18 protein-coding genes are annotated in these 22,179 nt (G+C 72.8%); 6 read left to right on the top strand and 12 right to left on the bottom strand.

Annotated features, from left to right (window positions below; genetic code table 11):
* Window positions 1–85: 85 nt before the first annotated feature.
* The 4 genes from KBX63_RS14125 to KBX63_RS14110 form a co-directional block, all read right to left on the bottom strand.
* A complete protein-coding gene (locus KBX63_RS14125; protein WP_210911462.1) occupies window positions 86–1,426 on the bottom strand; it encodes a nicotinate phosphoribosyltransferase in 1,341 nt (446 codons plus the stop codon).
* 44 nt (window positions 1,427–1,470) lie between these two features.
* Window positions 1,471–3,594, bottom strand: coding sequence for an MMPL family transporter (locus tag KBX63_RS14120; RefSeq protein ID WP_307871713.1), 2,124 nt, complete (start codon window positions 3,592–3,594; stop codon window positions 1,471–1,473).
* Between the two features lie 184 nt (window positions 3,595–3,778).
* A complete protein-coding gene (locus KBX63_RS14115; RefSeq protein WP_210911460.1) occupies window positions 3,779–4,423 on the bottom strand; it encodes a response regulator transcription factor in 645 nt (214 codons plus the stop codon).
* The gene (locus KBX63_RS14110; RefSeq protein ID WP_307871712.1) at window positions 4,375–5,685 is read right to left on the bottom strand and encodes a histidine kinase; all 1,311 of its coding nucleotides are present in this window, start codon (window positions 5,683–5,685) and stop codon (window positions 4,375–4,377) included. Before KBX63_RS14110 ends, KBX63_RS14115 begins: the two co-directional genes overlap by 49 nt.
* Before the next feature lie 151 nt (window positions 5,686–5,836).
* Between KBX63_RS14110 and KBX63_RS14105 the strand changes: the two genes are divergently transcribed.
* The 4 genes from KBX63_RS14105 to KBX63_RS14090 all read left to right on the top strand — a co-directional run bounded on the left by KBX63_RS14105 (window position 5,837) and on the right by KBX63_RS14090 (window position 9,421).
* Window positions 5,837–7,930: an MMPL family transporter gene (locus tag KBX63_RS14105; RefSeq protein WP_210911508.1), complete on the top strand. Its 2,094-nt coding sequence runs from the start codon at window positions 5,837–5,839 to the stop codon at window positions 7,928–7,930.
* A 177-nt stretch (window positions 7,931–8,107) separates the two neighbouring features.
* Window positions 8,108–8,428 carry a GYD domain-containing protein gene (locus KBX63_RS14100; protein WP_210911458.1) on the top strand — a complete coding sequence of 107 codons (321 nt, stop codon included), beginning with the start codon at window positions 8,108–8,110 and terminating at the stop codon, window positions 8,426–8,428.
* A gap of 166 nt (window positions 8,429–8,594) precedes the next feature.
* Complete coding sequence (locus KBX63_RS14095; protein ID WP_210911457.1) at window positions 8,595–8,963, top strand: VOC family protein; 369 nt, start codon at window positions 8,595–8,597, stop codon at window positions 8,961–8,963.
* A gap of 20 nt (window positions 8,964–8,983) precedes the next feature.
* Window positions 8,984–9,421 carry a VOC family protein gene (locus tag KBX63_RS14090; protein WP_210911456.1) on the top strand — a complete coding sequence of 146 codons (438 nt, stop codon included), beginning with the start codon at window positions 8,984–8,986 and terminating at the stop codon, window positions 9,419–9,421.
* A gap of 31 nt (window positions 9,422–9,452) precedes the next feature.
* Here the strand turns inward: KBX63_RS14090 and KBX63_RS14085 are convergent, their stop codons facing one another.
* The 5 genes from KBX63_RS14085 to KBX63_RS14065 form a co-directional block, all read right to left on the bottom strand.
* Window positions 9,453–10,715: a hypothetical protein gene (locus tag KBX63_RS14085; RefSeq protein ID WP_210911455.1), complete on the bottom strand. Its 1,263-nt coding sequence runs from the start codon at window positions 10,713–10,715 to the stop codon at window positions 9,453–9,455.
* 92 nt (window positions 10,716–10,807) lie between these two features.
* A complete protein-coding gene (locus tag KBX63_RS14080) occupies window positions 10,808–11,608 on the bottom strand; it encodes a PPOX class F420-dependent oxidoreductase (RefSeq protein ID WP_210911454.1) in 801 nt (266 codons plus the stop codon).
* Window positions 11,609–11,694: 86 nt separating this feature from the next.
* Window positions 11,695–12,843 (bottom strand): epoxide hydrolase family protein, encoded by a 1,149-nt coding sequence (locus tag KBX63_RS14075; protein ID WP_210911453.1) that lies wholly within the window; start codon window positions 12,841–12,843, stop codon window positions 11,695–11,697.
* Between the two features lie 128 nt (window positions 12,844–12,971).
* On the bottom strand, window positions 12,972–13,499 hold the full coding sequence (locus KBX63_RS14070; RefSeq protein WP_210911452.1) for a hypothetical protein: 528 nt from the start codon (window positions 13,497–13,499) through the stop codon (window positions 12,972–12,974).
* A gap of 56 nt (window positions 13,500–13,555) precedes the next feature.
* A complete protein-coding gene (locus tag KBX63_RS14065; protein WP_210911451.1) occupies window positions 13,556–14,704 on the bottom strand; it encodes a hypothetical protein in 1,149 nt (382 codons plus the stop codon).
* Window positions 14,705–14,937: 233 nt separating this feature from the next.
* Between KBX63_RS14065 and KBX63_RS36415 the strand changes: the two genes are divergently transcribed.
* Window positions 14,938–16,488, top strand: coding sequence for a gluconokinase (locus tag KBX63_RS36415; protein WP_210911450.1), 1,551 nt, complete (start codon window positions 14,938–14,940; stop codon window positions 16,486–16,488).
* 169 nt (window positions 16,489–16,657) lie between these two features.
* Window positions 16,658–18,031 carry a serine hydrolase gene (locus KBX63_RS14055; RefSeq protein WP_210911449.1) on the top strand — a complete coding sequence of 458 codons (1,374 nt, stop codon included), beginning with the start codon at window positions 16,658–16,660 and terminating at the stop codon, window positions 18,029–18,031.
* A gap of 6 nt (window positions 18,032–18,037) precedes the next feature.
* Here the strand turns inward: KBX63_RS14055 and KBX63_RS14050 are convergent, their stop codons facing one another.
* The 3 genes from KBX63_RS14050 to KBX63_RS14040 all read right to left on the bottom strand — a co-directional run bounded on the left by KBX63_RS14050 (window position 18,038) and on the right by KBX63_RS14040 (window position 22,106).
* Complete coding sequence (locus tag KBX63_RS14050; RefSeq protein ID WP_210911448.1) at window positions 18,038–18,823, bottom strand: hypothetical protein; 786 nt, start codon at window positions 18,821–18,823, stop codon at window positions 18,038–18,040.
* A gap of 119 nt (window positions 18,824–18,942) precedes the next feature.
* Window positions 18,943–19,701, bottom strand: coding sequence for a MerR family transcriptional regulator (locus KBX63_RS14045; RefSeq protein ID WP_210911447.1), 759 nt, complete (start codon window positions 19,699–19,701; stop codon window positions 18,943–18,945).
* Window positions 19,702–19,751: 50 nt separating this feature from the next.
* The gene (locus KBX63_RS14040) at window positions 19,752–22,106 is read right to left on the bottom strand and encodes an EAL domain-containing protein (protein ID WP_307871710.1); all 2,355 of its coding nucleotides are present in this window, start codon (window positions 22,104–22,106) and stop codon (window positions 19,752–19,754) included.
* Between the last annotated feature and the right edge of the window lie 73 nt (window positions 22,107–22,179).

Here is a 22,179-nt window from a genome sequence, read left to right as displayed (position 1 = left end):
CGGGCTGGCGCCGACGCGCCAGCCCGGGGTTGCCACCAGCCCGCCGCGATGACCGCCGCCCCGACAAGTCCGCCCGGCCTGGCTGTCAGTACGTCCCGCCCCGCCCCACCTGCGCGGCCACTCGCTCGTGCAGCGCGGCCAGGGCCGGACTGACGGCGGCGGTGAGCGGCTCCGGGTCCGCCAGCCGGCGCGCCGGCTCCGGTAGCCAGGCGAGGTCCGCGTCGAACCGGCCGCGCGCGGCGCGTACCTCACCGGCCGGGTCGGCGACGGCCAGGCGACGGCCGCCGCGCATGACCGGCACGAGCAGCGGCTCGCGGTCGCCCGGTGGCGGTTCGTCGCGCAGCCCCACCACGTCGCCGTCGGCACCGGCGGGATCGCGGAAGACCTGCTTGGGACCGGGCAGGGTGGCCTTGCCGGGCGACAGCTTGAGCACCGGCCGGTCGCCGACGGCCACCAGCTTGTAGGCGCTGTCCAGGGACGGCGCGTCGAACGAGACGCCCATGCGGGTGCCGACGCCGTACGCGTCGATCGGTGCGCCCACGGCGACGAGCGCCGCGATGACATCCTCGTCGAGGCTGCCACTGGCCACGATCTGAGCCTGAGTCAGCCCGGCGTCGTCGAGGATCGCGCGGGTCTGCACGGCGAGCGCGGCAAGATCTCCGGAGTCGAGCCGCACGCCCATCGGGCCGGTCAGTCCCAGCTCCGCGATGACCTCGACGGCGGCTCGCACCCCGGCGGGCGTGTCGTAGGTATCGACGAGGAACACCGGGTTCGTCGGAAAGTCGGTCGCGAACGCGCGGAACGCGGCACGCTCGTCCGGGAACGCCTCGACGTACGAGTGGGCCATGGTCCCGGACGGCGGCAGTCCGTAGCGTCGAGCGGCCTCGACGTCGCTCGTCGCGGCGAAGCCGGCAATCGCGGACGCCCGGGCCACGGCCGCGCCGGCCTCGATGCCGTGCGTGCGGCGGAACGCGAAGTCGACGAGCTGCGCGTCGCCGGCCGCGACGCGGCATCGGGCGGCTTTGCTGGCGATCGTGGTGTGGAAGGTGATCAGGTTCAGCACGCCGGTCTCCACCAGCTGCGCCTCGGCGATCGGCGCCGTGATCTCCAGCAGCGGTTCGTCGGCGAACACCACGCGGCCCTCCGGCACGGCCCAGACATCACCGGTGAACCGCAGCCCGGCGAGCGCTGCCAGCGTCGCTTCGTCGAGTCCGACGGTGTCGCGCAGGTAACCGAGTTCGCCCTCGTCGAACGCGAAGCCTTCCAGGAACGCCAGCGCCTCGGCCAGCCCGGCGGCCACCAGAAAGCCACGCTGCGGCGGTAGGCGGCGCACGAACAGGCTGAACGTCGCGCGCTCGACCATGTCCCGCCGCAGGTAGCTGGCCGCCATCCGCAGCTCGTACAGGTCGGTACGCAGCCCGGTCACGGTTCCTCCATCGGCACTGGCACGATCGACGTTGACAACTCGCGCTACCCGTTCGCCACAGTCGCCGGCTCCGGGGTGTGCGGCCCGCCGGCCGGCCGCTCGTCGCCGTGCCCCGGCCACCACGCCTTGTGCCCGATCAGCGCGGTCAGCGCCGGAACGAAGAACATCGACATGACGAACGCCGACAGCACGATGCCGATCGCCACCGCGAAGCCCATCTGCTGCAGGAACGAGATCGGCGCGAGCAGCAGCACCGCGAACGTCCCGGCCAGGATCAGCCCTGCAGCCGCGACGGTCGGGCCGGCGTGTTCCACACCGATGGCGGCAGCCTCGTGTGGCTCGTTGCCTTCCCGCGCTTCCTCGCGTAGCCGGGCGATCATCAGGATGTTGTAGTCGGTCCCGATCGCCACCACGAAGAGGTAAAGGATGATCGGCAGCTGGAAGGTGACACCGGGCTCGCCCTGCAGCCCCTGGAAGAGGTAGACCGTGGCGCCCAGCGTGGCGGCGAAGTTGAGCAGCACCGCGATCACGAGGTAGATCGGCGCGACCAGGCTACGCAGCAGCAGCGCGAGGATGAGCGCGATCAGGCCGGCCGCGACCGGCAGGATCACCGACAGGTCGCGGTTGTTCGCCGAGTTGATGTCCGCGAAGATCGCGGTAGTCCCGCCGACCAGCGCCCGGGTGCCGGGCGGGGCCGCCGCGTGCACGGCACCGCGCAGGTCCTCGCGGACGAGGGTGATCGCCTCGTTGGAGACCGGGTTCTCGTCGAGCAGCAGGTTGACCCGGGCCACACCCGGGTCGGTGCTGCGCTCCGGGGGCTGCGCCTGGCCCACACCCGGGGCTTTCGCAACGGCCGCCGCGAAGTCGTTGACCTGCTGCTCGGTCAACTGCGACCCGTCACTGCTGGTCAGGTAGACCTCGGTAGGGGCGAGCGCACCGGCGGCGAACCCGCGCTGCAGATCCTGCGCGGCCTTCGCCGACTCGGTGTCCTGCGGGAAACCGGCGCTGAAGTCGTAGTCGGCCTTGTAGCCCAGCACGCCCGCGGCGAGCGCGACCAGGAGGACGCCGGATGCCGCCGCGACGAGTGCCGGCCTGCGCCCGACGAGCGTGCCGAGCCGGTGCGAGATGGTGGCCTTGGGCGCACGCTGCCACGCCTTCGACGGCCAGAAGACGTATCGGCCGAGCAGCGAGACGACCGCCGGGACGAGAGTGAGCGAGGTGACCAGCATGACGCCGACCGCGATCGCGAGCGCCGGGCCGAGCGAGCCGAAGAAGCCCAGGGAGGCGAGGACCAGCACGAGGAACGCGACGATGACCGCTCCGGCGGCCGACGTGATGACCTCGCCGACCCGCTGGACGGAGACGATCATCGCGGTGCGCTTGTCGTCACCGGCGCGCAGCCGCTCCCGGTAGCGGAAGAGCAGGAACAGGATGTAGTCGGTGCCAATGCCGAACAGCACGATCAGCAGGATCGTCTGCAGATCCTGACTGACACTGAGATCGAATGCCTTGCCCGCGGCGGCGACGAGACCCGTCGTGATGCTCAGAACGACGCCGACGACCACCACGGGCAGCAGCGCGGCGATGGGGCTGCGGAAGATGATCAGGATCAGTCCGATGATCAGGATGATCGTCGCGACGCCGACCACGGCGAAGGCATTGTTGAAGGTGTCCTCGTTGTCGACGAAGCTCGCCACGTCGCCGGCCACGCCCGCGGTCAACCCACTGTTCGCCAGCTCCGGGCCGATATCCGCCCGCAGATCGCGTACGGCGTCGAGCAACGCCGGGTCGTCTGGCGCGGGGGCGTCGAGCCCGACGTTGACCACCTGCACCGACTTGTCCGGCGCCACAGCTGACGGACCGGTCAGGTAGCCGGACGTGTGCGGGATGTTCTTGGCCTTCAGCGACTGGGCGAGCTGGCCCACCCTCGCCTCGTCCGCCGGCGTGAGCTTCTGCCCGTCGGCGCGCTTGACCACGATGATCGCCGTCGCGGTGGCCTGCTGCGGAAACACCTTCTGCCCGAGCTCGGTGGCCTGCACCGACTCGTACGAGCGGGGCAGGAAGCTTTCCTGATCGGCGGAGGTGATGTCGCTCAGCGACGGTGTGGTGAGGATGATGGCGGCTGCCGCGAGCACCCACCCGGCAATCACCCACCACGCTCTGCTCACAACGAATCTGCCCAGCCGCTCGAACATGGTTTCCCCCGCGTGTTCGGCACCACCGACATCTGGGCCCGAAGCGCGCAGGGCACCCGCCCGTCACTCTGCCGGGCAGTCCTCGCTACCCGTTGTGCAGACTACCGTCGCCTGGCACTCCTTTTCGGATGGTTGGGCTCCGGGGACTACGTGAGTTTCAGCTGTTCAGGTGCGCAAGCACCGCAAGCACCCGCCGGTTGTCGTCATCGGACGGCGGCAAGCCCAGCTTGCTGAAGATGTTGTTGATGTGCTTGCTCACCGCCTTCTCCGTGACGAACAGCCGGCCCGCGATCGCCGCGTTCGACCGCCCCTCGGCCATCAGACCCAGCACCTCCCGCTCCCGGGCGGTGAGATCTTGCAGTGGCTGCATGCCGGAGTTACGGGCCAGCAGTTGGGTGACCACCTCCGGGTCCATCACCATCCCGCCGCCAGCCACTCGGCGTAGCGCGTCGATGAACTGGCCGACGTTGGACACCCGGTCCTTGAGCAGGTAGCCGACTCCCCCGCTGCGGTCCGCGAGGAGTTCCCGGGCGTACAGCTGCTCGACGTGTTGGGACAGCACGAGGATCGGCAGCCCGCGCATCTGCATCCGGGCCGCGAGGGCGGCTTGCAGGCCTTCGTCGGTGAAGGTGGGTGGGAGGCGTACGTCGACGACGGCGATGTCGGGGCGGTGCCGGGTGAGCGCCGGCAGTACGGACGGCCCGTCGGCGACGGCCTCGACGACCTGGTGTCCGTTCGCGTGCAGGATGTGCGTCAGCCCGTCCCGGAGGAGGGCAAGGTCCTCCGCGATGACAACTCGCACGGCAGCTCCATGGTCACGACGGTGGGTCCGCCGGGCGGACTGGTCACGGTCATCGTGCCATCGAAGGCTGCCAGACGGCGTCGTACGCCCGCCAGGCCGGTCCCTGCATCCGGCGTGGCGCCGCCGCGCCCGTCGTCGCCGACCTCCGCGCGCAGCACACCGTCCCGGTGCACCAGAGAGACCCAGGCGCGCCGGGCGCCGCTGTGCTTGGCCACGTTGGTGAGCAGCTCGGCCACCGCGAAGTACGCCGCGGACTCGACCGCCGCGGGCGGGCTGCCGGGCAGGTCCAGGTCGACGTCCACGTCCACGGGCGGCGCGACGGTGAGGGCGAGTGCCTGCACCGCCCCGTTGAGGCCGCGTTCGGCGAGTACGGGCGGGTAGATGCCGCGGACGAGGTGGCGGAGTTCGGCGAGGGCGTGACCGCTGGTCTCCTGCGCCTCGCTGAGCAGTCGCGCCGCCCGTGCCGGGTCGTTGGCCATGAGCTGCTCGGCCAGGCCGATGCTCATCCGCAGTGCGACCAGCCGGGCCTGCGCACCGTCGTGCAGGTCGCGTTCGATGCGGCGCAGCTCGGCGGCCTGCGTGTCGATGGTGTCGGCGCGGGTGACGGCGAGGTACCGGACCCGCAGGGCCAGCTCCTGCGCCCGGGTGGGGGCGAGGAAGAAGCCGGCGAAGCGGAAGTGCAGCCACAACAGCCACGGTGCGACGGCCAGCCCACCGGCGAGGAGCAGCCAGCCCTGCGGCGCGGCCAGCCACGCCTTCGCGAAGTTGTCCATCGGCCAGAACACGCCGTAGCCGTACCAGTCGATGCTCAGGTAGAGCACCAGCGGCACGAACAGGGCCCCCTCCAGCCCGTACACGACCAGCGCGAACGCGAGCACGCAGGCGCCGCCGGTGACCGCGCCGGGGATCAGCCAGGCGAAGTCACGCCAGGTCGCCGGGTCCGAGACCACCCACCGGAACCGCTGCCAGGTGCCGAGCCGGGCGCCGGCGGGCACCGGCGCGTACGGCGAGGCGATCGGCACGCCAGCGGACCGGCTCAGGCGCCGTTGCAGCGTCAGCGACAGCCGTACGAGCACGGTCACCGCCGGGAAGAGGGCGAACCCGATGCCGAGGGCGGGGATGAGCGCGAGGGAGACCACCGACAGCGCGAACAGCAGCACGTTGGTGCTCAGGCTGAGCAGGGCCACAGCCAGGCCCTGCACGGCGGCGAGCGCGCCGGGCCGGATCTGCTGCCAGACGGTCGAGCGTACGGAGCGGTCCACGGCGTCATTCTCCGCCCGACGCGCCACCGGAATCGGTGGTGCTACCACCACCTGCCTTCGGGACCTGCCACCCCTGCCTTCCACCTGCGACGGCCGAAGGATCGAAGGCATGACCAGGCAAAAGGAAACCGCGCGGCACCGACTGGCCGCAATGCCGTCCGGCCGACGCAGCAAGTACATGATGCTCGTCTTCTGGCTCGTCCTCGTCGCGGCGGCCGGGCCGCTGGCGATCAAGCTCACCGAGGTGCAGGACAACGACTCCCTCGGCGCGCTGCCCGCCACCGCCGAAGCCAGCAGGGCGGTGCAGCGGGCCGAGGAGGCGTTCCCGGACTCGCAGAAGCCCCTGGCCGTCGCCGTCTACGTCCGCGAGAGCGGGCTCACCGACGCCGACCGCGCGAAGGTCGACGGCGACCGCACGGCGTTCGCCCGGTACGCCGACGGCGGCCAGGTGCCCCCGCCGGTGGCCAGCGAGGACGGGCAGGCGCTGCTGCTCTCCTTCCCGATCGCGGGGGACGCCGACCAGCGGGCCGACGCCGTGGCCGACGTCAAGGAGCAGCTGAGTAGGGACGCACCGGCCAGCCTGCGGACCGCGCTCACCGGTCCGGCCGGGGGCGAGGACGACGTCTTCGACGCGTTCGCCGGCATGGACAGCACGCTGCTGTTGGCGACCGCGGCCGCCGTCGCGTTGCTGCTCCTCGTGACGTACCGCAGCCCGGTCCTGTGGTTGATCCCGCTCATCACGGTCGCGGTGGCCAACCAGCTCGCCAGCGCCGTGGTGTACCTGCTGGCCCGGCACGCCGGGCTGGCCGTGGACTTCCAGAGCCAGAGCATCCTGACCGTGCTGGTCTTCGGTGTCGGCGTGGACTACGCCCTGCTGCTCATCGCCCGCTACCGGGAGGAACTGCGCCGGCACGCCGACCGGCACGCGGCGATGGCCGTCGCGCTGCGACGGTCGATCGGCGCGATCGCCGCCTCGGCGGCGACCGTCGCGATCGGCCTGCTGTGCCTGCTCGCCGCGCAACTGCCGTCCACCCGAGGGCTCGGACCGGTCGGCGCGGTCGGGATCGCGGCGGCGTTCCTCGCCATGACCACGCTGCTGCCGGCCGTGCTGGTCATCTTCGGGCGGTGGCTGTTCTGGCCGTTCGTGCCGCGATACGTACCGGACGCGATCGGGCTCGACGTGGCGGCCGAGCACGGGGTGTGGCGCCGGATCGCCGGTTTCGTCGGCCGGCGGCCCCGCGCGGTGTGGCTGGGCACGGCGGCGGCGCTGGTGGTTCTCAGCTTCGGCATCGGCAACCTCAGCATCGGCATGCCGCATGACGAGTCCTTCACCAAGGAGGTCGGCTCGGTCACCGGCCAACGAATGATCGAGGCGCACTATCCAAGGGGAGCGGTCGCACCCGCAGAGATCCTGGCCGCCGCCGGTCCGGCCGACCAGGTGGTGGCCGCCGCCCGTACCGTGCCGGGGGTTGCCGAGGTGGGCGAGCCGGAGCCCTCGCCGGACGGCCGCTGGGTGCGCATCGCGGCCGTCCTGGCCCACACCCCGGACAGCGACGCGGCGCTGGACACCGTCAACCGGCTCCGCGCCGCGGTGCACGCGGTGCCGAGCGCGCAGGCGCTGGTCGGCGGGGACTCCGCGTACCTGCTCGACGAGGAGCGGACGGTCGGCCGGGACAACCGGGTCGTGGTGCCGCTCGTGCTGGCGGTCGTCTTCATCATCCTGGTGCTGCTGCTGCGGTCGCTGGTCGCGCCGCTGCTGTTGCTCGCGAGCGTGGTCCTGTCCTACGCCGCCGCGATGGGCGCGGCCGGGCTGATCCTCGACGCGATGGACTACCCGAAGCTCTTCGTCGGGATCCCGCTGCAGACGTTCCTGTTCCTCGTCGCCCTCGGCGTGGACTACACCATCTTCCTCGCCACCAGGGCTCGGGAGGAGACGGCGCGGCTCGGGCACCGGCAGGGCGTGCTGCATGCGCTGACCGTGACCGGCGGGGTGATCACCAGCGCGGGCGTGGTGCTGGCCGCCACGTTCGGCGCGCTCAGCGTGCTGCCGCTGGTGCCGTCCGTGCAGACGGCGGTCATCATCGGCGTCGGGGTGCTGCTCGACACGTTCCTCGTCCGCAGCCTGCTCGTCCCGGCGCTGGCGCTGCACATCGGCCCCCGCACCTGGTGGCCGAGCGCCCTGGCACGGCCAACGTTCCGGCCGGTCGCGGCACCGCCGACCGAGCGGGCACCGGCGGCCTCGTAGGAATCTCGCGGGAGTCGGCAGCCCGGGCCAGATCGCGCGCTGGACCTGGCTGCCGACCTGCTGCGCCCGCCGTCGCGGATCCGGCCCTCGGCTCATGACTAGCCGCTCCGCCGCGGGGTACACGCGACCGTGGTGGCGACCGGGCAGGTGCCGACACCTCTGGGAGGAGACACACGCATGGCGAAGTTTCTGTTGAGGTCGACCTACACCATCGACGGGGTCAAGGGGTTGGCCAACGACGGCGGCACGAAGCGCGCCGAGGTCGTCCGCAAGTCGATCGAGGCGGCCGGTGGGCAGATGGAGTCGCTGTACTTCGGGTTCGGTGATCACGACACCTACGTGTTGTGCGACCTGCCCGACAACAGCGCGGCGGCCGGGTTGGCTATCGCGATCCGGGCGGCGGGCGGCGTGGACACGAGGATCACGCCGGTGCTGACGCCGAAAGAGGTCGACGAGGCGACCCAGCGGAACGCCGAGTACCAGCCTCCGGGGAGGTGAGCGTCCGCCGATCCAACGCACGCGCCGGTCGAAGCGCGGCTCGGTCGGCACCCGGGCGGAACGGCGGGGGCGCTGTCCCGTGGCGAGCCGCCACGAACGTGGGCGCGTCATACCCCGCCGCTAGCGTGACGTCAGCCCTGCCCGGTGACGCTTGGAGGAGCCCGCGATGATCGACCACCTGTCCGTCCAGGTGCGCGACGTGGCGGCGAGCGCCGCCTTCTACGACGCCGTGCTCGCCCCGCTCGGCGGCCGCCGCCTGCTGGAGTTCCCGAACGTCATCGGCTACGGCCGAGAGAACCCCGAGTTCTGGCTCGGCCCGACCGAAACCCCCGGCGAGGCCCGCGAGCTGCACCTGGCCTTCACCGCCGATGACCGGGCCGCCGTCCAGGCGTTCCACGACGCCGCCGTCAAGGCCGGCGCCGAGGTGCTGCACCCGCCGCGCGTCTGGCCGGAGTACCACCCGACCTACTTCGCCGCGTTCGTCCGCGACCCGGACGGCAACAACGTCGAAGCCGTCTGCCACGCCCCCGAATGACCGCGCGTTAGGTTACCGACATGGAACAGCGGATCAGCCTGGTCACCCTCGGCGTCACCGACGTGGCGCGCGCACGAGCGTTCTACGAACACCTCGGCTGGCAGGGCCAGGAGGTTGAGGAGACGGTGTTCTTCCAGGCCGGCGGGCTGGCGGTGGTGCTGTGGGGGCGGGACAAGCTGGCCGCCGACGCGGGCATCGACGATCCGGGCACCGGCGGCTTCGGCGGCATGACCCTGGCGCAGAACGTCCGCTCGCGGGCCGAGGTCGACGAGGTGATCGCCACGGCGGTGGCCGCCGGCGCCGAGGTGACCAAACCGGCCCGGGAGACGTTCTACGGCGGCTACGCCGGCTACTTCACCGACCCGGACGGTCACGTGTGGGAGATCGCCTGGAACCCCGGCTTCCCCCTCGCCGAGGACGGCACCATCACCGTCCCCGACTTCGGCACCACCGGCTGAGCCACGCTACAAACGGCGGCAGCTGAACGCATCAGGGCTCGGTCGGTGGGCAGAGCAGTCGATCCAGCAGCGGTAGCTGTAGGGGATCCAGGCAGAGCGTGATCAGGGCGGCGTCCGTCGACGGCGAAGGGCTGGGCGGGGCCGGAGCGGTCGGTGAGGCCGAAGGAGTGGGCACGACCGGGCGGGCCACCGGAGGCGGGTCGCTGGTCGGAGCCGGACCGGGCGTCGGCGCCGTACTGGCCGGCGGGACTGGAGCGGTCGGCGGACCCACAGCGGTCGGCGGACCCACAACGGTGGACGGTGCCGGCGCGACCGGGACCGCCGGCCGGGCGGAAGTCGTGCTCGCCGGGCCGTACGGCGCGTCGCCTGTGGCTTGGGCCGGCAGCGTACGGCCGACCGACCCGGCCCTGCCCCGCTCCGGCGCCACCGGGCCGACGGGAAGGACCGGGACGAGGGCGCCGATGGCCTCTGGGCCGTCCGCGGCGACGACGGTCCCCGCTTCCGCCCGCTGCACAGGGCCGGTCGTTTCCGGCCCGAAAGCTCCGGGGCCGAGTGTCGCGAACACCACCAGCGCGACGGCGGCGACGGCAGTCACCCGTCGATCGGGGCGCACCGCCGTCAACGGCGCTTCCTCCGGCTCGGCAAACGGCGGCGGCGTCGGCCGCGCGCCCCGGTGGGCGTCCAGCAGGGCGTCGAGCTGCGCGGTGAGGGCGGCGCGGTCGCCGGCGGCGGCAGCGATGGCGAGGGCGAGGTAGAAGCGTGCGTTCACCGCGGCGGTGGCCGGCACCAGCAGCCCGGCGAGCGGGCCGCGGCCGGTGGTGTGCAGCAGGGTGAGGGGGACGTCGGGGTGGTGGGCTGAGGCCGCCAGGTCCGCGTACCGCCATTCCCGCCGGCGCTCGCGCCCGGCGAAGGCCACCCGGTGGCTGGTCACGACGGCCACGCCGGCGTCGACGACCCGCAGGCCGGTCGGCAGGACGCCGGCGGGTGTGTCGGCAAAGGTCACGGGACCTGGCGTCGGCAGGCCGGCGACGTGCCGCGCCTCGGCCTCGACCAGCTCCGCGATGGGGAGTACGCGGAAGACGAGCTCGTCGTCGGCGAGGTCCACCGGCAGGCCGGTGCGCGGCTGCGTGCACCCGAGGAACCCGGCGGCTTCGATCCGCAATCGGGTCAGGTGGTCGTTGCGGCGGAGCCAGGCGTCGGTCTCGCCGCGGTACTCACGCCGTCGCCGTTCGTTCTCGCGCTCGGCCCAGGCAATCCGCCAGTGAGTCCCCAGAACGGTGGGGCGTGAGGTCACGGTCACACGCGGTACAACCGCTCATGTACGAGACAGGCAACGCGGACGGGATCGATGCTTCCCTTTGTTCCCGAAAGGAGAAAATTGACAGACTAGAGCACCTCAAGCCGCGCCGTCGCCTCAGCAGGGACGATCGCGAAGTGGACGGTCCGGCCGGTCCTGCGCCGCCCGAGGCGGTGCATCAGGGGCACGAGCACCCCGTGCAGCAGCGGATACTTGCGGCGCAGCGTGCGGGCGGCGGCGTCGTACTCCGGGCCGGTCAGCCGGCGGGCGGTGCCCTGGACCGCCGGTCCGGTCGGCACGCCGCGGGCGGTCGAGGCCGCCACGGTGACCGTCGGGTTGTTGCCGATCCGCCGGGTCTTCCAGGCCCGTTCGAAGCTGCGCACGTACGCCCGGTCACCGGCCACGGCGATGCTCACCGGCGTCGCGACCGGACGGCCGTCGCGGCGGTACGTCGTCAGCAGGACCGTCTTCTGCACGCCGAACGGGGTCAGCTCCGGCACACCGGTCGGCTCAACCGTGCCGAGCACCCAGCCCCGCTCCCGCCACCGGTACGCGAACGCCACCCCGGCCACCACCACGGCGCCGGCGATCGCGAGGGTCTGCCCGGTGGTGCCGCCGAGATTGCGGTCGGCGACGTGCACCACCGTGTGGGCCGTTCCGCCGACGGCGTAGCCGGCCAGCGCCACGGTGAGCGCGTCGGCCCAGATGGTGGCGAGCAGCAGGGTCACGCCGATGCCGAGTTGGAAGGCGCCGACGTCGTGCACGAAGTGCCGGTGCGGCGGGAAGTCGGCCCAGGCGCTGAACGAGGCGGGCGAGAGCAGCGCCCACACCCCGACGATCGCGCTGGCCAGGCCGAGCAGGGCGGCGGCGGGCCGCACGATTGTTCTCATACGCCCCTGACGAGACCACCCACCTCGACGTGACAGCCGATCGGCGGTGGAGCCGGGCCGACGAGCGGCCCGGCTCCACCAACGGACTACGGGCGCAGCGCGGTGAAGAACTGTCTCAGCTCACCGGCGAGCAGGTCCGGCTCCTCCAGGGGCATGAAGTGCCCGCCCCGGCCCGGTTCGCTCCAGTGCCGGATGTCGGTGCAGGCCCGCTCGGCGATCTCCCGGGGGAAGTTGGCCTGCGATGGTTCGGTGCTCAGCGTGAACGCGGCGGGCACGGTGATGTCGGGTCGCGGGGTGTTGTGGTCGAAGTCGTAGTACTGCCGGAACGACGAGCCGATCGTGCCGGTGGCCCAGTACAGCGTGATGATGGTGAGCAGGGTGTCCCGGTCGAAGCTGTTCGCCAGGTCCCCGTGGTTGTCGCTCCAGTCCCGGTACTTGTCGACGAGCCAGGCGGCCAGCCCGGCCGGGGAGTCGACCAGCGCCGCCGCGAGGGTGTCCGGCCGGGTGCCCATGATGGCGCTGTAGCCGCCGTCGGTTTCGTCGTACGCGGCCTCGGCGTCCAGGTACGCCTGTTCGGCCGTCGACAGCGCTCGGGCGTCGAAGCTGGCCGGGAACGGTGGATGGATCATGTGGATGCCGGCCACCTGCTCCGGATAGAGAGCACCGAGCCAGCCGGTGACCACCCCGCCGACGTCCCCGCCGAAGGCGCCGTAGCGCCGGTAGCCGAGCACGTCGGTCATCAGCTCGTGCAGCGTCCGGGCCAGCACCGCCCGGGTCAGCGGCTCCTTCGGCAGCGCCGAGTAGGCGAAGCCGGGCAGTGATGGCACCACCACGTCGAACGCGTCGCCGGGGTCGCCGCCATACCGGGCGGGGTCGGTGAGCCGGTCGACCAGCGGCAGCATCTCGACGAAGCTGCTGGGCCAGCCGTGGCTGAGGATCAGCGGCGACGGCGCGGGCGCGCCGGCCGGGCGGACCGCGCGGACGTGCAGGAAGTGCAGCGTCCGGCCGCCGACGAGGGCCAGGTGGTGCGGGTAGGCGTTCAGCTCCGCTTCGCGGGCCCGCCAGTCGAACCCGTCGTGCCAGTAGGACACCAGGTCCTGCAGGTAGTCGGGGTCGGTGCCACCCTGCCACGGCTGGTCGCCGCTGCGGTCGGTGAAGCGGGTACGGGCCAGCCGGGCCCGCAGGTCGTCGAGGACCGCGTCGGATACGTCGATGCGGAACGGGGAGAAGGTCATTGATCCTCCGATAAGGAGGGCGCTCCCCGACGCGAAGGTCAGCTGAGGGGGACGGCCGAGAAGAGCGCCCAGGAATGACGATTGGTAATCACCGGGCTCACCTCCTCTCATGGCTGACGAAGATCACCCTACCCGAGCGGGCCGGGCAACGGACCTCGGGCCGGAAACCGCGACGGCGCGCGCGGCGGGTACGCCTCGCAGTGCTCGGCCCACTGCTCGGCGGCGACGGCCAGCGCGTCCGCGGAGACGGTGAGGATCAGCGGATAGATCGCGGTGGGCGGCCGGCGCATCCACGGCGGCAGCGACTCGGCGGAGAACTCCACGGTCAGCTCCAGCCGGCGACGGCGGATCACCCGGGTCCGCAGGGCCAGGTTGGGTTCGGTGAAACGGACCGTCGCCGGTGGTGGGCTCGGCCCGGCGGCCGCCTTCGCCTGCCCGCGCAGCCAGCCGCCCAGCGCGCGAGCCTCCTCGACCATCAGGCTCGGGTAGTGGTGCGACCAGGTCTGGCCGTCGGCGGTGCGGGCGTCCACCTCGATCAGCAGCCAGTCGTGCCAACCGGGCGCGGCCCGGTCAGGGTCGTCGGGCGGGTCGATGCCAGGCTGGTAGCCGACCGGGCGGACCCGCACCCGGGCACCGTCGTCAGACCGGATCTCCACCCGGTTGATTCTGGCCGATTGAAGCCGACGAGCGGGTCTAAACGGGCGTTAAACGGTCACTTCGCAACGGTTCGCCGCACGCCCCGATGCTCGGCGCAGGCGTTCGACCGGCCGCCGGTCAGGCTGACCGAGCCGTCGCGGCACTGCACCAGGTAGCCCCGGCCGGCCCAGAACTGCGGCACGCAGTCGAACCAGTCGCACACCTCGACGGCCGGCCGGCGGATGCGGGTGCCGCTGCAGAAGTCGTACCCCAGCGGATTGACCGGAGCGCCGCAGCGCGGGTCGCCTGCCGCGGTGGGCAACGGGCGCGGCGACTTCGCCGGCTTCTGCGATGTGCGGGGCGCCGACGGTGCGGCCGCCGGGCGGACCAGCGCCGGGACCGCGCTGGCAGTGGGCGCGGCGGTGGCCGCGACCGCGATCTCGCCGCCACCGGTCGGGTCGGACGGGTCGGACTCCAGCAGCGCCGCCGGCACCAGCAGCGCGACGGCCGCGGCCACCGCGACGGTCCGCCGCCCACCGGGCACCAGGGTGGAGAGCCGGGCCTGCGCGGGCGTGGCCACGGCCGGCCGGAACGGCTTGAGCTGGGCGTGCTCGGCGATCAGCTCGTCGAGCTGGGCGAGCACCGAGGCACGCTGCTCGATCGCGTCGGCGAAGGCCAGGGTGAGCTTGAACCGGAAGTCCGCCGCCGCGTCGGTGGGCAGCATCAGCCCGGAGGTACGCCGCCGGTCCAGCACCTGGATCAGGGTGACCGGCGCCGCCGGGTCGTGGGCCAGGCCGGTCATCCTGCCGTACGCCCAGTCGCGCCGGCCGCGACCGCCGAGCAGCACCAGCCGACGGCTGGTGATCACCGCCATGCCGGCGTCGGTGACCCGGACGCCGTCCGGGCGGCGCGGGCGCAGCGGCCCGGCCGGCGGGGCGACCGTGAGGTCCGGCGCGGGCAGCACCGTGGTGTGCCGCACCTCGACCAGCTGCGCGGCCGGCAGCGCCCAGAGCACCACCTCGTCACCGGCCAGCTCCAGCGGCAGGCCGGCACCGGCGGCCGCGGAGCCCTGGAAGTCAGCGGCCAGCGCGCGCAGCCGCCGCAACTCGTCGTCGCGTCGCCGCCACGCCGCCTCCGCGCCGCGGAACGTGCGGACCCGCCGAACGTTCTGCCGTCGCGCCCACCGGTACCGCCATGTGGAACCCGTCGAATCAGTCTTTGCCACGCCGACTCCTTCGCCGCGCCGGCCACCAACCGGGGTGTCACACGTGTTAACAGTGGCGGCGCGCCACCCGGACACGCCAGAAAGGGGCGAAGTAACCGATCGGCGGAGCAAACCGAACGATAGGCCGATAGCGCACCTTTCCACGTGCCCTGCGGGGGCGGTCGCCATCTCGGTAACGTCAGCCGCAGCCGGCGGCGACGCCGCGGCACCGCTGTGCGGAGGGGGTGACGATCGTGCCGCAGGACACCCGGTTCGGGGTGGTGATCGGCGTCGACATCGGCACCACCAGCACCAAGACCGTCGCGTACGACACCGGCGGCCGGCAGCTCGCCAGCCAGTCGATCGGCTACCCGCTCAACGATCCCCAGCCCGGGTACGCCGAGCAGGACCCGCACCTCATCCTCGACGCGGTGCTGCAGTCGATCCGCGCGGTGGTGGCCGAGCTGACCGAGCCGGTGACCGGGCTGTCGTTCGGTTCCGCCATGCACAGCCTGATCGGGCTGGACCCGGTCGGCAGCCCGCTGACCCCGTCGGTGACCTGGGCCGACGCGCGAGCCACCCGGCAGGCCGAGCGCCTGCGGGCGGTGCCGTCCGGCCTGGCCCTGCACCGCCGGACCGGGACGCCGATGCACCCGATGTCGCCGCTGCCCAAGCTGCTCTGGTTCTCCGAGCAGGAGCCGAAGCTCTTCGAACGGGTCGCCCACTGGGTCGGCATCAAGGACTGGGTGCTGCTGCGGCTCTGCGACGCGCTGGTCACCGACCACTCCGTCGCCTCGGCCACCGGCCTGATGGACATCCACAAGCTGGAGTGGGACGGCGAGGCGCTGACCATCGCCGGCATCACCGCGGAGCAGCTGCCGCAACTGGTCTCCACCACCACCGTGCTGCCGGGGCTCACCCCGCAGGCGGCGACGGCGACCGGCCTACCGCAGCGCACCCCGGTGGTGGTCGGCGCCGGCGACGGGCCGCTGGCCAACCTTGGCCTCGGCGCGGTGCGCCCCGGCATGGTGGCCTGCACGATCGGCACCAGCGGCGCGATGCGGGTGATGGTCGAACGGCCCGGCGTGGACCCGCTCGGCGGGGTGTTCTGCTACGCGCTGACCGAGGACCGCTGGGTGGTCGGCGGGGCGATCAACAACGGCGGCATCGTGCTCCGCTGGGCCGGCGAGGCGCTCGCCCCGGACCTGGGCGAGCGCTCCGAGGAGGAGCTGGTGGCGCTGGCCGCCCGCGCGCCGGTCGGCTCGGGCGGGCTCATCATGCTGCCCTACCTGAACAGCGAGCGGGCGCCGCACTGGAGCGCCCTGCCACGCGGCGCGTACGTGGGGCTGACCCACGCGCACCGCCGGGAGCACCTGATACGGGCCGCGCTCGAGGGAGTCTGCCAGCAGCTCGCGCTGGTGCTCAACTCCGTACGCGCGGCCGGCAACGAGGTCCGCGAGATCCGGGCCGGCGGTGGCTTCGCCCGCAGCGGCCTGTGGCGCCAGATGCTCGCCGACGTGCTCGGCCTGCCGGTGAGCTTCCCGGCCGGGCCCGAGGGGTCGGGCTTCGGCGCGGCCCTGCTCGGCATGCAGGCGCTGGGGCTGATCCCCAGCATCGACATGGCCACCGATCTGGGGCGGATCGAGGAGACCGTCCGCCCCGACCCGGCCGCCGCGGCCACGTACGCGGCGCTGCTGCCGCTCTTCGCCGAGCTGTACGAAGCGCTGGTGCCCACCTTCTTCTCCATGCGCCGGCTGGCGCCCGGCCTGCCCACGGAGCACTTCCCCGCGGCGCCACCGACCTGACCCGTCCTGCTCGGAGTCCCCGCCGGGCCTGGTGTTCCTGATGACCGTGATACCTCAGAGTCATATCTATACCGCTGAGGTATAGCGCTCATCAGGACACGACCGCCCCGGACGGGTGACGCCAATCCCGACGACCCCGCCGGCCGCCCGCGCTTCATATCGTGCAAACGTGAGAAAAAGCGACAATAACGGCTCATCTTCGCGGCCAGGTCCACTCATCCGCGTACCCCTGAAGTGGCTGGCGGCGGCGGTCTTGCTCGCCCTGGTCGCGACGACCGGGCCGGCCACCGCGGACAACCCCGACCCGGGGCCGGCGGCCGCGCCGGGCCAGCAGGCCGACCCGGGGTACGGGGCCGAGCCGGGCGGCGAGCCGGGGGCGGGGCACGAGCCCGGTGTGGAGCCGACGCCGGAGCGGGCACCCACCAGCGAGGTGTCCTGGCTGTCGTTCCCCGGCGGGGTGTTCGCGGTGGACTCGCTCGGGCACACCGTGCGGTACCGGGCCTGCGACGGCGACACCGGCCGGGTCGCCGACCCCGACATGCGCGTCGCCGCAGGAGTGGCCAGCGGCGAGGTCACCGTCGCGGGCAAAAGCTACCGCTACCGGGTACCGCTGGTCGGGCGCAGCCAGGGCGCGCTAGAGGTGATCCGGCGCCACCATCCGCCGACCGAGCTGACCGGCGAGGTGGTCACCAGCCCGCAGCCGCCCACCGACCCGGTCGCGGGAGCCCGGCTGTTCCCGCTCAGCGGGCAGCTCGCCCGGGTGGTCGCCGACGCGAGCCTCAACCCCGCCGGGGTCACCGTCCGGGACCTGTCCGGCCGGTACGCCGATCAGCAGATCGCGGTCAACGGCGCACTCCGCCCCAAGGCGGCCAGCGTGATCAAGCTGTGGATCCTGGTCGAGCTGCTCCGCCGGGTCGACTGTGGACAGGTCTCCCTCGACGACGGCGTGCTGGTCACCCCGGCCGACGTGGTCGGTGGCACCGGTCAGCTCCAGTTCGAGACGTTCCCCCAGGTGGTCACCCTGCACCGGCTCGCCCAGTACCTGATCAAGTACAGCGACAACATCGCCGCGAACGTGCTGATCACCTACCTGGGCGGGTTCGCCCCGGTCAACGCGCTGATCGACTCGATGAACCAGCGGTCCACCATCCTGGCCCGCCGGATGCTCGACAGCGCGGCCGCGCTGCGCGGCGAGGAGAACTACACCAGCCCCGACGACGTGGTGTCGTTGCTCGGCGCGCTCTGGGACGGCGAGATCCTCAGCCCCGCGTCCCGGGACCTGATGATCGGCTTCATGCGGGAGCAGACCCTCAACACGAAGATCCCGGCGGCGCTGCCGTCCGGGGTGCCGGTGGCGCACAAGACCGGTGACCTGCCGGACGCCTCGCACGACGTCGGCTACTACCTGATCCCCGGCTCGGAGACCGCCGTCGCGTTCCTCACCGCCGGGCCGATGGACACCGGCGACGAGACGGTCCGCCGGATGGCCCGCACCGTCTACGACTACCTGGTCACGCCGACGGAGGGGGCGTACGAGGAGTGAACCGGCTCAGGCGCCGGGGATGTTCGGCGGCGGGTCCTCGCCGACCAGGTCCGCCGCCGGCGGCTCGGCCGTCACCGGCAGCCCGAAGTCCGAGTACGTCAGGTCCAGCCGCGCGGTCTGCGACTGCTCGCTGGCCAGCTCGATCCGGTAGCGGACCAGCCGCCCCTGCTCGTCCACGGTGGCGGTGAACGGCACCGCCGCGGCCCGGTCGCCGAGCACGGTCCCGACCCCGCTGCCCAGCACCGCGCCGCTCTCGCGCAGGTCCAACGTGCCGGCGTACTCCCGGACGCCGGTCTGCCGGACCTCCGCCGGCGCGGTCAACGTGCCGGCCAGCCGGGTGTTGTCCAGGCCCTGCTGCGCGGCGGGCGCGCCCGGGGCGCCGACGTGCCACCAGGTACGCCCGTCCCAGACCGGGATCCGGCGGTCCGGGGCGGTGATCCGCACGTAGACGTCCGGCCCGGTCGTCAGCCGCTCGATCTTCACCTCGCCGGTGGGCACCTTGAGCGAGGTGGTCTCCAGGCCGCGCCGCGCCTTCGGGTCCCAGAGCACCACCGTGCCGTCCCCGCCCGCCTCCCCGCCGGCGCCCAGGGTCAGCTTGTAGGTCTGCTGGTCGATCTTCGCTGCGGCGGCGACCAGCACGCTGACCGGGTCGGTCGCGGCCGGGACGGGCGACGCGCCGGCAGCCGGGCGACCCGCGTCGGGCTCATCGCCCCCGGCGACCAGGGCCCACACCCCGGCGGCGATCGCCACGGCCAGGACGGCGCCCGCGGCGACCAGCTTCGGCTTGTTCACGGTCATCTCCCCGAGCGGCGCGCCCGTCGGCCGGTGGCCGATCGACGCTGACCGCGGTGCGGTCGGGCCATACTAGCCGGACCGCACCGGCCGCCGTTTCCGCTCGGCCTCCCGGCCGATCAGGCGCGGCTGATCGCGTTGGCGTGGATCGCCTCGTTCAGGTACGCCGCCAGCCCCGGGGCGACGTCCTCGTAGTGCCTGGTGAATCGCTCGTCGGCCAGGTACATGTCGGCCAGACCGGTGTGCACCTCGTACGAGCACTCGTAGAACCAGCGGCTGATGATCTGCCGGTGCTCCTCGGCCAGCTCCATCGCCTCCGGGCTGTCCGCCGGGACGCCCGAGGCCAGCACCGCGACGATCCGTCGGCCCCAGTCCTCGTTCTCCGCCTTGATCCGCAGCCAGTCGTCCTTCGTGTAGCGCGACGCCCGCCGGTTCGACTCCCGGTACGCGTCCGTGTCGCCCCAACGCTGCTCGGCCTCGGCCTCGTGCTCCTCCGGGTTGAAGTCGCCGAAGACCTCGAACCGATCCTCGGGCGTGAGTTGGATGTTCAACTTGCTCGCCTCCATCGCGAACTCGATCGCCGTGACCATCTCCTGCAACCGCTTGATCCGTACCGTCAGCAACTCGTGCTGGCGGCGCAGGTGCGCGGCCGGGTCGGCCGCCGGGTCGTCGATGATGGCGGCGATCTCCTCCAGCGGGAAACCCAGCTCCCGGTAGTACAGGACGAGCTGCAACCGTTCCAGGTCCGCGTCGTCGTAGCGGCGGTAGCTGGCCGGGGTCCGCCCGCTCGGCGAGAGCAGGCCGATCTCGTCGTAGTGGTGCAGCGTCCGTACCGTCACGCCGGCGACTCTCGCCACCTGACCCACCGTGTATGCCATGGTTCCCCTCCCTTCCGGGAACCAGGCTCCCGCCTGCCGCTACGTCAGGGTCAAGGCCGATTCTGACCCACCGTGCCGGGGCCGTCCGGCCGCCCGTACAGATAGCCCTGGCCGCGCGGGCAGCCGATCGCGGTGACCGCCTCGTGCTGACGCTCGGTCTCCACACCCTCGGCGACCACCGCCAGGTCGAACGCGCCGGCCAGCCGGGTGACCATCTCCACCGTGGCGTACGCCCGGTCGTCCGCACCCAGCCGGGCCACGAACGAACGGTCGATCTTCAGCTCGGTGGCCGGGATGCGGTGCAGGTAACTCAGCGACGAGTAGCCGGTGCCGAAGTCGTCGATGGCGATGCCGATGCCCAGCTCCCGGAGCTGACGCAGCCGCTCCAGCACCGCGTCGGTCCCCTCGATCAACGCCGACTCGGTCAGCTCCAGGGTCAACGCGCGCGGCGCCAGCCCGGCCCCGGCGGTGGCCTCGGTGACCGTGGCGATCAGGTCGGGCCGGCGCAGGTGCGCCGCGGAGATGTTCACCGCGACGGTCGCCTCCGGCGCCCGGTCCCGCCACGTCGCCGCGGCCCGGCACGCCTCGTGGATCACCCAGCGGTCGATCGGCAGGATCAACCCGGTCTCCTCCGCCAGCGGCAGGAACCGGGCCGGCGGCAGCATCCCGAGCCGCGGGTGCCGCCAGCGCACCAGCGCCTCCGCGCTGCGGATCGCACCGGTGCCCAGGTCGACGATCGGTTGGAACTCCAGATGCAGCTGCTGCTCGTCGAAGGCCCGCCGCAGGTCGGCGATCAGCTCGGCCCGGGAGACAGCCGACTCGCGCAGCGCCGGGGTGCACGTCCGGTACGCGGACTTCCCGGCCGCCTTGGCCGCGTACATGGCGATGTCGGCGTCGCGCAGCAGGTCGGTGTGCGAGGCGTGCTGCGGCCCGTACTCGGCGATGCCGATGCTCGCCGACGGATGCACGCCCACGTCCTCGTCTCCGTCGGAGGGTTGCAGGGCGCCCAGCAGCCGTTCGGCGAGCTGCTCCGGGGGCACCGGTCGGTCGCCGTGGACCAGCACCGCGAACTCGTCGCCGCCGAGCCGGGCGATGGTGCCGTCACCGTTGACCGCGGCCCGCATCCGGGCCGCCAGCCCGGTGAGCAGGGTGTCGCCGGTGGCGTGCCCGAACCGGTCGTTGACCTGCTTGAACCCGTCCAGGTCGAGCAGCAGTACGGCCACCGGCCGGCCGTCGCGCAGGGCCATGCGCAGTCGCCGGTTGAACAACAGCCGGTTGGGCAGCCCGGTGAGCTGGTCGCCGTACGCGAGGCGGCGCAGCCGGGCCACCAGGCGCAGGTTCTCGTTGGCGGCCAGCCCCTGGCGTACCGCGAGGGCCGCGAGCAGCGCCATCATCGTCGCGAAGACCAGCTGCGGGGTCTGCCCGGTGGGCCGGCGGGCCAGCACCACCGCGATGATCGCCCCACCCACCGGCAGGTACGGCAGCGCCACCCGCCACCACGGCGGCGGCGACGACTCGGCGGTGTCGTCGGTGCCGTCGCAGTCCGGCGGCGGCGGGTACCTGCCGGCCAGACCGATCAGCAGGTAGCTCAGCGGCCAGCACAGGTCGATCAGGTGACCGGCGGCGTAGTCGCCGCGCGCGACCAGCGAGACGTACCCGACGTCGGCGAGCACCCGGATGGTGAGGCTGGCCGCGAGCACGCTCATCGGCCGCCACACCGTTCGGGCCGGACCGGCGACCGCGACCAGGATGGTGAGCTGCATCAGGTCGAACATCGGGTAGAGCAACCCCAGCGTGCGCGCCGGGTCGGCCAGCTCGGCGGCGGCGACGCCACGGAACACCAGCACCCAGCCGATCGGCACCAGGGCCAGCGCGACGATCACCCCGTCCAGCAGCGTCCGGGCCCGCCCGACGGCGGTCCGGGGCGCGGAGGGCGAACAGAGCAGTGCCGCGGTGCCGGTGAGGATGCCGGCGGTGAAGACCGCCCCGATCAGCGGGGTGTGCGGCAGGTCGCCGCCGCCGAGCCGTTGCGCCGTCCAGATCGCCCGGCCCAGCGCGGCGAGCGCCATGGTGGCCGCGAGCAGCGTCCAGAACCGGCGCAGCGGGGCCGGTTGACGGCGAGCGGCCCCGGCGCAGGCGACGGTGGCCCAACCGGCGATCAGCAGCGCGCCCAGGTCGCTGACCAGCGCGGCGCCGGGTAGCGCGGCAACCAGCCAGAGCGCCTCCAGCACCACGACACCGGCTGCGGCGAGCAGGCCGGCGCGACCGGCCGGGGTTGGTACGACGGTCGTCGGTTTGGGTCCGGCCGACAGAGAGCCGACCGGCGGTGCCCCGGCCGACACGGGGCCGCTGGGGGGCGGGGCGGCGCGCGCTGAGTCGGCCTGCTTCACGTCCTGCGGCGGCACGATCGCTCCGGCTCCCTCTCATGCGGGCACCTCGATGGACGGTCCGGTCCCCGGCAAATCTGGAGAGCCTAGC

Origin of the sequence: Micromonospora sp. U21 (assembly GCF_018070045.1) — a bacterium.
In the GTDB taxonomy this organism is placed as follows: Bacteria; Actinomycetota; Actinomycetes; order Mycobacteriales; family Micromonosporaceae; genus Micromonospora.
This window is presented reverse-complemented; position numbering and strand designations above follow the sequence as displayed.